Below are 8,222 nucleotides of genomic sequence, written 5' to 3'. Positions count from 1 at the left end.
TTCGTCGCCGCCGCGGTCTTCGGCGCGTCCTACGTCGCGCTCACCGGGCTCGTGCTCGTCGGCGCGACCCGGGTGTGGCCGGACGAGGTGGCCGCCGGCGTCGGCGCCGGGTTCCTCGCCATCGCGGTCGGGCAGGCGGTGGGCGCGCCGCTCGCCGGGGTCCTCAGCGGACGCTGGGGCCTGGACGTCGCGTTCGCGGCCGTCGTGGTCGTCGGGGCCCTCACCGCGCTGCTCCGGTTCCCCGACCCGGGCGTCCGGTCGTGGGCGGACCGGGCCGGTCCCCCGGGTGGCGGTCCGCGGCCTCGATGAGGCGCACGAGCCGCGACCGGGTCTCCTCCAGCTCGGCGATGTCCAGGCCGAGCCGGTCGATGATCGCCGGGGGGATGCGTTCCGCGCGTCGCCGGAGCCTGCGCCCCTCGGGGGTCAACCGCACGGCCAGCGCCCGGTCGTCGCGGGCGTCCCGCTCGCGCACGACGAGCCCGGACGCCTCCAGCCGCTTGAGGATCGGGGACAGCGTGGGCGGCTCGAGGCCGATCCGTCGGGCGATCTCGGAGACCCGGAGGGGCGACTCCTCCCAGAGGGCCAGCATCACGAGGTACTGCGGATGGGTGATCCCCATCGGCTCCAGCAGCGGCCGGTAGAGCGCGATGACGTTGCGGCTCGCCACGGCGAGCGCGAAGCACACCTGACGGTCCAGCGCGAGCAGGTCGGCGGGCGGCTCCCCGCCGGCCCCTCCCCGGGTCCCCGGGCTGTGCGTGTCGGCCACGAATTCATCCTACGTGTCCGCGCGGGTAGGTTCGTCCACGAACCATGAGGGCACGAAGTACCTGGAGGACGACATGGACCGGACGTCGCGGCGGGCGCTGCCGCTGGGCTACCGCATCGGCTGGCGGTTCCGCTACGCGGCGGTGAGCGTGTTCGGTCCCGCGCAGCTCGGGTCGGACGACCCGCAGCTGCGGCTGCGCCGGGAGCGGGAGCGACGGCTCGAGCAGGTCCGCCGGGACCGCGGGTCGACGACGCCCTGAGCCGGGCACCGGCCGGGGCCGTGGCGCGGGCCGGGCGGCCCGGCTTCCGGTCCCGTCGCCGATGTGGTCCCATGTGCGCGTGGACCCCGTTCCCGTGTCCCGGGAGGACCCCGCCCTGCGGCTCGACACCGCGCAGGGCCGGTGGGTCGTCCTCGCCGCGATCCTCGGCTCCGGCATGGCCGGCATCGACGCCACCGTCGTCAACGTCGCCCTGCCCGCCGTCGGCCGCGACCTCGACGCCCCGTTCGGCACGCTGCAGTGGGTCGTCACCGGCTACGCCCTGACCCTCGCCTCCTTCATCCTCGTCGGCGGCAGCCTCGGCGACCGGTACGGCCGGGCCCGGGTGTTCGCCGTCGGGGTGCTCTGGTTCGCCGCGGCGTCGGTGCTGTGCGCCCTCGCCACCGACGCCACCCTGCTCGTCGCCGCCCGGCTGCTCCAGGGGGTCGGCGGCGCCCTGCTCACCCCGGCGAGCCTGTCGGTGATCCAGGCCTCCTTCGCCCCCGAGGACCGGGGCCGGGCCATCGGCGCCTGGTCCGGTCTCGGCGGGGTCGCGACCGCGGTCGGGCCGTTCCTCGGCGGCTGGCTGGTCGAGGCCGCGTCGTGGCGCTGGGTGTTCTGGATCAACGTGCCGCTGGCCGCCGTCGTCGTCTGGGTCGTCCGCCGGCACGTGCCCGAGACCGCCGACGAGGACGCCCCGCGCCGGATCGACCTCGCCGGATCGGCCGCCGCGGCGGTGTCGCTGGCCGGGCTCACCTACGCCCTCATCGCGGTGAGCAGCCGCGGGTGGGACGCCCGCACCGTCGGGTCCCTGGCCCTCGGGGTCCTCGCGGCCGTCGCGTTCGTCGTCGTCGAGGGGCGCTCGGACCACCCCGTCCTGCCGTTCTCGGTGTTCGCCTCCAGCCAGTTCCGCGCCGTCAACGCCGTGACCCTCGTCGTCTACGGCGCGCTCGGCGTCGTCTTCTTCCTCCTCGTCCTCGAGCTCCAGATCGTCGCCGGCTTCGGGCCGGTCGCCGCCGGGACCGCGCTGCTGCCGGTCACCGTCGTCATGCTCGCGCTGTCCGCCCGGTCCGGGGACCTCGCCGCCCGGCTCGGCCCACGCCGCCAGCTGGTGATCGGCCCGCTCGTCTGTGCCGCGGCGCTCGGCTGGATGACGACGCTCGGACCGGACGCCGGGTACGTCACCGACGTGCTGCCGCCGGTGCTGCTGTTCGGCCTCGGGCTGGCCGCGCTCGTCGCCCCGCTGACCGCCACCGCGCTGTCGTCGGTACCCGGCAACCACTCCGGCCTCGCGTCCGGCGTCAACAACGCCGTGGCGCGCACCGGAGGCCTGCTCGCGGTGGCCGCCGTGCCGGCGCTCGTCGGCCTCACCGGCAGCGACTACGAGGACCCCGCGGTCTTCGACGCCGGCTTCGACCGGGCCCTGGTCATCTCGGCCGTCCTGCTCGTCCTCGGCGCCGTGGTCTCGCTCGTCACCGTCCGCGACCCCCGGCCGGAGGCCCCGGGCCCCTCCGAGGGCGTCGAGCCCGCCGTCGACCGGCCGCCCGCCCTGCGCCACTGCTCCGTGGCCGACCCGCCGCAGCGCACCCACGCCGAGCCGCGCGACGGCTGACCCGCCCGGCGCGGGACGTGCGCCGCGGATCGGTGGGCACGCGGCGTTGTCCCGGGCCCTCCGCAGCCCTACGGTCGGAGCAGCACCGCACCGTCGCCGTCGCCTCGAGGAGAACCGTGCCCAGCCACACCAGCGTCCCCGTCGTCACCTACGAGACCGCGGCACACGTCGTCGCCGTCGCCATAGCGGCGGCCGAGCGGGCCGGGGTGCGCGGCGTCGTCACCGTCGTCGACCCCGCGATGGCGATGGTCGCCTTCGGCCGGGCCGACGGCGCGACGCCGCACTCCGTGGAGACGAGCCGGCGCAAGGCGATGACCGCGGCGTCCACCCGCAAGCCGAGCGCCGCGATGGTGCCCGAGCTGGCCGTGGCCCTCGAGCACGGCACCGGCGGCATCCTCACGAGCATCGCCGGCGGGGTCCCGCTGGTGTTCGACGGCGTGCACGTCGGCGGGCTCGGGGTGGCGGGGGGCCGTCCCGACCAGGACGCCGAGATCGCGGCCGCCGTGCTGGCCGAGGTCGGCGCGGAGGGCGTGGCGTGAGCGGGCGCACCGAGCGGGCGGGGCTCGACGTCGCCGAGGTCCTCGCGCGCTTCGTCGAGGACGAGGCGCTCGCCGGCACCGGGATCGACGCCGACGACTTCTGGACCGGGCTCGCCGCGATCGTCACCGACCTCGCACCCCGCAACCGCGAGCTGCTCGCCGAGCGGGACCGGATCCAGGAGCGCCTCGACGCCTGGCACACCGAGCACCCCGGCCGCCCCGACGCCGGCGACTACCGCGCCTTCCTCGAGGAGATCGGCTACCTGCTGCCGGCGCCCGAGCCGTTCATGGTCGACACCGAGGACGTCGACGACGAGATCGCCGCCGTCGCCGGACCGCAGCTCGTCGTGCCGCTGCTCAACGCGCGCTTCGCGGTGAACGCGGCGAACGCCCGCTGGGGGTCGCTCTACGACGCGCTCTACGGCACCGACGCCATCCCGGACGAGGGCGAGACCGCCCTGACCGGCTCCGACTACAACCCCACCCGCGGCGCGGTGTCCATCCGCCGCGGCCGCGAGCTGCTCGACGCCGTGGCACCGCTGGCCTCCGGCTCGCACGCCGACGCCACGGCCTACCGGGTCGAGGACGGCGCGCTCGTCGTCGACCTGGGGGACGCCGCCCCGTCCGGTCTCGCCGACCCGGGCGGCCTCGTCGGCTGGACCGGGGACGCCGGGTCGCCGGACACCGTCCTGCTCGTCCACCACGGCCTGCACGTCGAGGTCGTGGTCGACCACGACCACCCCATCGGCAGCGACGACCCCGCCGGCGTGGCCGACGTCGTCCTCGAGGCCGCGGTGACGACGATCATGGACCTCGAGGACTCGGTGGCCGCCGTCGACGCCGACGACAAGGTGCTCGGCTACCGCAACTGGCGCGACCTCATGCGTGGCGCCCTGACCGCCGAGGTCGACAAGGGCGGCGAGTCCTTCACCCGCACGATGGCCCCGGACCGCGAGTACACCGCACCGGACGGGTCGACCGTCACCCTGCCCGGCCGGGCGCTGCTGCTCGTCCGCAACGTCGGTCACCTCATGACGACGGACGCCGTGCGGGACCCCGACGGCGCCGAGGTCCCGGAGGGCATCCTCGACACCGTCCTCACGGCGCTCGGCGCGCTGCCGGACCTGCGCGGCGACACCGAGCGGGTCAACTCCCGCCGCGGGTCGATGTACATCGTCAAACCGAAGATGCACGGGCCGGCCGAGGTCGCCTTCGCCGCCGAGCTGTTCGCCCGCGCCGAGACCCTGTTCGGCCTGGAGCCGGCCACGCTCAAGATGGGGATCATGGACGAGGAACGGCGCACGAGCGTCAACCTCCTCGCCTGCATCCGCGAGGCCCGCGAGCGCGTCGTCTTCATCAACACCGGCTTCCTGGACCGCACCGGCGACGAGATCCACACCTCGCTGCGCGCGGGCGTCATGGTGCCCAAGGGCGAGATGCGGTCCGAGCCGTGGCTCGCCGCCTACGAGCGGTCCAACGTCGACGCCGGCCTGGCCGCGGGGCTGCTGCGGCACGGGCAGATCGGCAAGGGCATGTGGGCCATGCCGGACCTCATGCACGACATGCTCGAGCAGAAGGTCGGTCACGTGCGGGCCGGCGCGACGACCGCCTGGGTCCCCTCGCCGACCGCCGCGACGCTGCACGCCCTGCACTACCACGAGGTCGACGCCTTCGCCGTCGGTGACGAGCTGGCCGGCCGCGAGAGCCAGGAGGTCGCCGAGATGCTGCGCGTGCCGCTGGCCGACGGGCCGCTGGACCCCGACGTCGTCGCCACCGAGCTCGACAACAACGTCCAGTCGATCCTCGGGTACGTCGTGCGCTGGGTCGACCAGGGCGTGGGCTGCTCGAAGGTGCCCGACATCCACGGGGTCGCGCTCATGGAGGACCGGGCGACGCTGCGGATCTCCAGCCAGCTGCTCGCCAACTGGCTGGCGCACGGCGTCGTCGACGAGGAGCAGCTCGACGACAGCCTGCACCGGCTGTCCTCGGTCGTCGACGAGCAGAACGCCGGCGACCCCGGCTACGAGCCGCTCGTCGGGACCGGCGGCCCCGGCCTGGCGTTCGAGGCCGCGCGGCGGCTCGTCGTCGAGGGGGCGCAGCAGCCGAACGGCTACACCGAGCCCCTGCTCCACGGCCTGCGCCGCCGCAAGAAGTCCGGCTGACCCGCTGCCCGGCGACGTCGCGTCGTCGTCGGGTCAGTCGGCGAACGTCGGGCCGCGGCCCACACGGACGGGTCCGCGGGCGCCGCGCTCGACCGCCTCGCCCTTCTGGAGGACGGCCAGCTCACCGTCGGCGGCGCGGTCGAAGGCGAGCGCGCGGACCTCGGCCGAGAGCCCGCGCCAGTCCTCGCCTCCGACGACCCGGGCGACCTCGCTGGGGCAGACCGTCCCCTCGGGCCGGTGCCGCAGCAGGGCCCGGAAGGCGGCCGTCGCCCGCTCGGCCCGGTCCGCCTCGGACACCGGCTCCCACCAGGGGGCGCCGCGCTCGCCGAGCGCCACCTTGGCGTCCTGCACCCGGTGGCGGACCGCGTCCCCCTCCGTGCGCACGAGCCGCCGGGCGGCCATGAGCTCGGCGACGAGCTCGGACCGCAGCCGCTCGGGGATGCCCGGGTCGGTGGCGCGCCAGCGCCGGCCGTCGACGACGATGTGGTGCCCGTCCTCGGTGCGCTGCACCTCACGGGCCCCGTCGGCGGCATCTCCCATCCCGGCAGGCTACGCGGCGCGAGGGACCCGGGTGCCCCCGTGGACCGCCCGGTCGCCCCGGTGCCGAGTCCGCAGGGCGGGCCCGGGGCGACCCCCCTCCGCGGTCCGGCAGCACCCTACCCGCAGAAACGACCGTACGCCCCGTTTTCTGTCGGGGAGCGTTCCGGCGGCTACCCTGGACCCGGACCGAGTGCGCCGCGGACCGTGGGCGGCGCTCCCGCCGGACGGAGCCCGAGAGGACCCCAGTGCCGCAGCAGCAACGAGCCATCGCCACCCGGCGGGCGGCGCTCGAGGGCGCCGCCGCCGTCATCGAGAGGCACGGGTACGACGCCGCCACGATCAACCTCATGGTCCGGGAGAGCGGCGTCACCAAGGGCGCGCTGTACTTCCACTTCTCCTCCAAGGAGGCCATCGCCGAGGCGATCATCGCCGAGCAGGGCGCCTGGCTGGACCGGCGGACCGACCCCGGCGTCCCCCCGCTGCAGTGCGTCGTCGACCTCTCGTACGCCTTCGTCGAGGCCCTGCTCACCGACCCGCTCATGCGGGCGAGCATCCGGATGACCGTGAACCGCGCGGGCTCGCCGGACTCCGTCGTCGGCGGGTACCGCACGTGGATCGACGGCGTCGCGGCCCTGCTGCGCCAGGCCCGGGACGAGGGCGCCCTCGCCCCCGGGGTCGACCCGGAGGCCGCCGCCTACGTCGTCTGCGCCTCGATGACGGGCCTGCAGCTGACGAGCGAGACGCTCACCGGTCGCGCCGACCTCGAGGAGCGGGTCGAGTCCATGTGGAGGCTGCTCGTGCCGGGGCTCGTCGGGACCGGTGACGTCCGCGACGTCGACGTCCGGCCGCCCTCGACGCGCGCGGTGGACCCCGGCTGACGACGGCTCGGCCACTGGCCGGCGCCGACGGATCGGCAGCGGACGGCGGCGGTCAGCGGCGGTCAGCGGCGGGCGAAGATCCCGAACGCGAAGCCGGCGGCCTCGGCCCGGTCCGCGGTGAGGCGGACGCCCTCGACCTCCACGGGCTCGGCGTCCGCCCAGCCCGCTGGCAGGTCGCACGCGGCCGGCTCGCGGCGCGGGTTGACGACGACGAGGTGGCTGCCGCCGCGGACGTAGGCGAAGGGGTAGCCCTCGGTGAGGACCTCGAGGCCGCCCGACGGCCCCAGCGCGGGCGTGCCGTGGCGGAGGGCGACGAGGCGCCGGACCAGGTGCAGCAGCGAGCCCTCGTCGGCCCGCTGGGTCGCGACGTCGGGGCGGGCGGGGTCGGGGTCCAGCGGAAGGTAGAACCGGTCCTCGGGCGCCGTCGAGAAGCCCGCGCCGGGACCGGGCTCCCACTGCACCGGGGTCCGGGAGCCGGTGCGGTCGTAGGTCGGCATGAGCCGGCTGCCCTCGGTGTCGGGCAGGTCCGGGACGTACCGCATGCCGATCTCGTCGCCCATGTAGATGGTCGGCAGCGAGGGCCAGGTGAGGAGGAACGCGAAGGCGGCCCGCACCTGGTCGGCGGTGCGCGGCCCGCTGACGAGGCGGGCGTAGTCGTGGTTCGACGTCGGCAGGGCGACGTGTCCGCCGTCGACGCCGATGGCCTCGGTGGCGCGGCGCCACTCGCGGAGGAACACCTCGATGCCGCCGCTGCCCTCGGGGTCGAAGAAGAACCGGTCGGTCCCGGTCCACGACGGGTCGGTGGTGCCGGTGCCGGTGTGCCACAGCGAGCGCAGCGCCGGGTTGTCGAACTGGAGGAAGAAGTCGGCGTGGAACCCGGCGGGGACCGCGAGGGCGGGCTCGCCCCACTCCGACAGCAGCGCGGCGTCCGGGTGCTCGCGGTCCAGCCAGTCGCGCATCTCGCCCCACAGCCGGCTCGTCTCCACGAGGCCCGGATCGTCCTTGACGAGCGAGGCCGCCATGTCCACCCGGAACCCGCTGATGCCGCGCTCGAACCAGAAGGCCATGACCTCGCGCAGCGCCTGCCGGTTGGCCCGCGGACCCTCGTCGTCGACCCGGTCCCGCCACGGCCGGCCCTCGTGGCCGCGGGCGAAGCCGAAGTTCAGCGCCGGCTGGCAGGGGTAGAAGTTCAGCTGGTAGTAGCCGCCGCGACGCCCCGGGACCGGCGCCCAGGCCCCCGCCGGCGAGGCGACCCGCTCGCTGTGGATGTAGCGGTGGTCCTCGGGGTCGTCGGCCCAGGCGCGGAACCAGGGGTGCTGGTCGCTCGTGTGACCGGCGACGAGGTCGAGCAGCACCCGGATGCCGCGGCTGCGGGCCGCGTCGACGAAGGCCACGAGGTCCTCGTTCGTGCCGTAGCGGGGCGCGACGGAGAGGTAGTCGGCGACGTCGTACCCGGCGTCGGCGAACGG

8 protein-coding genes and 1 pseudogene are annotated in these 8,222 nt (G+C 75.6%); 6 read left to right on the top strand and 3 right to left on the bottom strand.

Going from position 1 to position 8,222, the window contains the following annotated elements:
• Positions 1 to 309: pseudogene (locus tag EPD83_RS19220) on the top strand (MFS transporter); the annotation flags it as partial.
• On the opposite strand, the gene EPD83_RS19215 reads toward EPD83_RS19220, so the two are convergent.
• Positions 221 to 766, bottom strand: a complete 546-nt coding sequence (locus EPD83_RS19215) for a MarR family winged helix-turn-helix transcriptional regulator (protein WP_235950728.1) — start codon at positions 764 to 766, stop codon at positions 221 to 223. The pseudogene EPD83_RS19220 and the gene EPD83_RS19215 sit on opposite strands and share 89 nt — an antisense overlap.
• 73 nt (positions 767 to 839) lie before the next feature.
• Between EPD83_RS19215 and EPD83_RS19210 the strand changes: the two genes are divergently transcribed.
• The 4 genes from EPD83_RS19210 (at position 840) to EPD83_RS19195 (ending at position 5,335) form a co-directional block, all read left to right on the top strand.
• A complete protein-coding gene (locus tag EPD83_RS19210) occupies positions 840 to 1,025 on the top strand; it encodes a hypothetical protein (protein ID WP_128365267.1) in 186 nt (61 codons plus the stop codon).
• Between the two features lie 79 nt (positions 1,026 to 1,104).
• Entirely contained in the window at positions 1,105 to 2,634 is a 1,530-nt protein-coding gene (locus EPD83_RS19205; protein ID WP_235950726.1) for an MFS transporter, read from the top strand.
• A gap of 116 nt (positions 2,635 to 2,750) precedes the next feature.
• Complete coding sequence (locus EPD83_RS19200) at positions 2,751 to 3,173, top strand: GlcG/HbpS family heme-binding protein (RefSeq protein WP_164896661.1); 423 nt, start codon at positions 2,751 to 2,753, stop codon at positions 3,171 to 3,173.
• Positions 3,170 to 5,335, top strand: a complete 2,166-nt coding sequence (locus EPD83_RS19195; protein ID WP_128367973.1) for a malate synthase G — start codon at positions 3,170 to 3,172, stop codon at positions 5,333 to 5,335. Before EPD83_RS19200 ends, EPD83_RS19195 begins: the two co-directional genes overlap by 4 nt.
• 33 nt (positions 5,336 to 5,368) lie before the next feature.
• On the opposite strand, the gene EPD83_RS19190 is transcribed toward EPD83_RS19195, so the two are convergent.
• A complete protein-coding gene (locus EPD83_RS19190; protein ID WP_165567014.1) occupies positions 5,369 to 5,875 on the bottom strand; it encodes a DUF3253 domain-containing protein in 507 nt (168 codons plus the stop codon).
• 245 nt (positions 5,876 to 6,120) lie between these two features.
• On the opposite strand from EPD83_RS19190, the gene EPD83_RS19185 reads away from it, so the two are divergent.
• Complete coding sequence (locus EPD83_RS19185; RefSeq protein ID WP_165567013.1) at positions 6,121 to 6,753, top strand: ScbR family autoregulator-binding transcription factor; 633 nt, start codon at positions 6,121 to 6,123, stop codon at positions 6,751 to 6,753.
• Between the two features lie 62 nt (positions 6,754 to 6,815).
• On the opposite strand, the gene EPD83_RS19180 is transcribed toward EPD83_RS19185, so the two are convergent.
• The coding region (locus EPD83_RS19180) for an alpha-amylase family glycosyl hydrolase (RefSeq protein WP_165567012.1) at positions 6,816 to 8,222 on the bottom strand (1,407 nt) is incomplete at its 5' end.

The organism is Phycicoccus flavus (assembly GCF_004025965.2).
Lineage (GTDB): Bacteria > Actinomycetota > Actinomycetes > Actinomycetales > Dermatophilaceae > Phycicoccus > Phycicoccus flavus.
The sequence above is the reverse complement of the archived record's forward strand: the minus strand, read 5'-3'. Positions and strand labels throughout refer to the sequence as shown.

Coding starts and splice junctions, on each gene's coding strand:
- EPD83_RS19210 (WP_128365267.1), top strand. CDS start 840: ATGGACCGGACGTCGCGGCGGGCGCTGCCGCTGGGCTACCGCATCGGC.
- EPD83_RS19190 (WP_165567014.1), bottom strand. CDS start 5,875: ATGGGAGATGCCGCCGACGGGGCCCGTGAGGTGCAGCGCACCGAGGAC.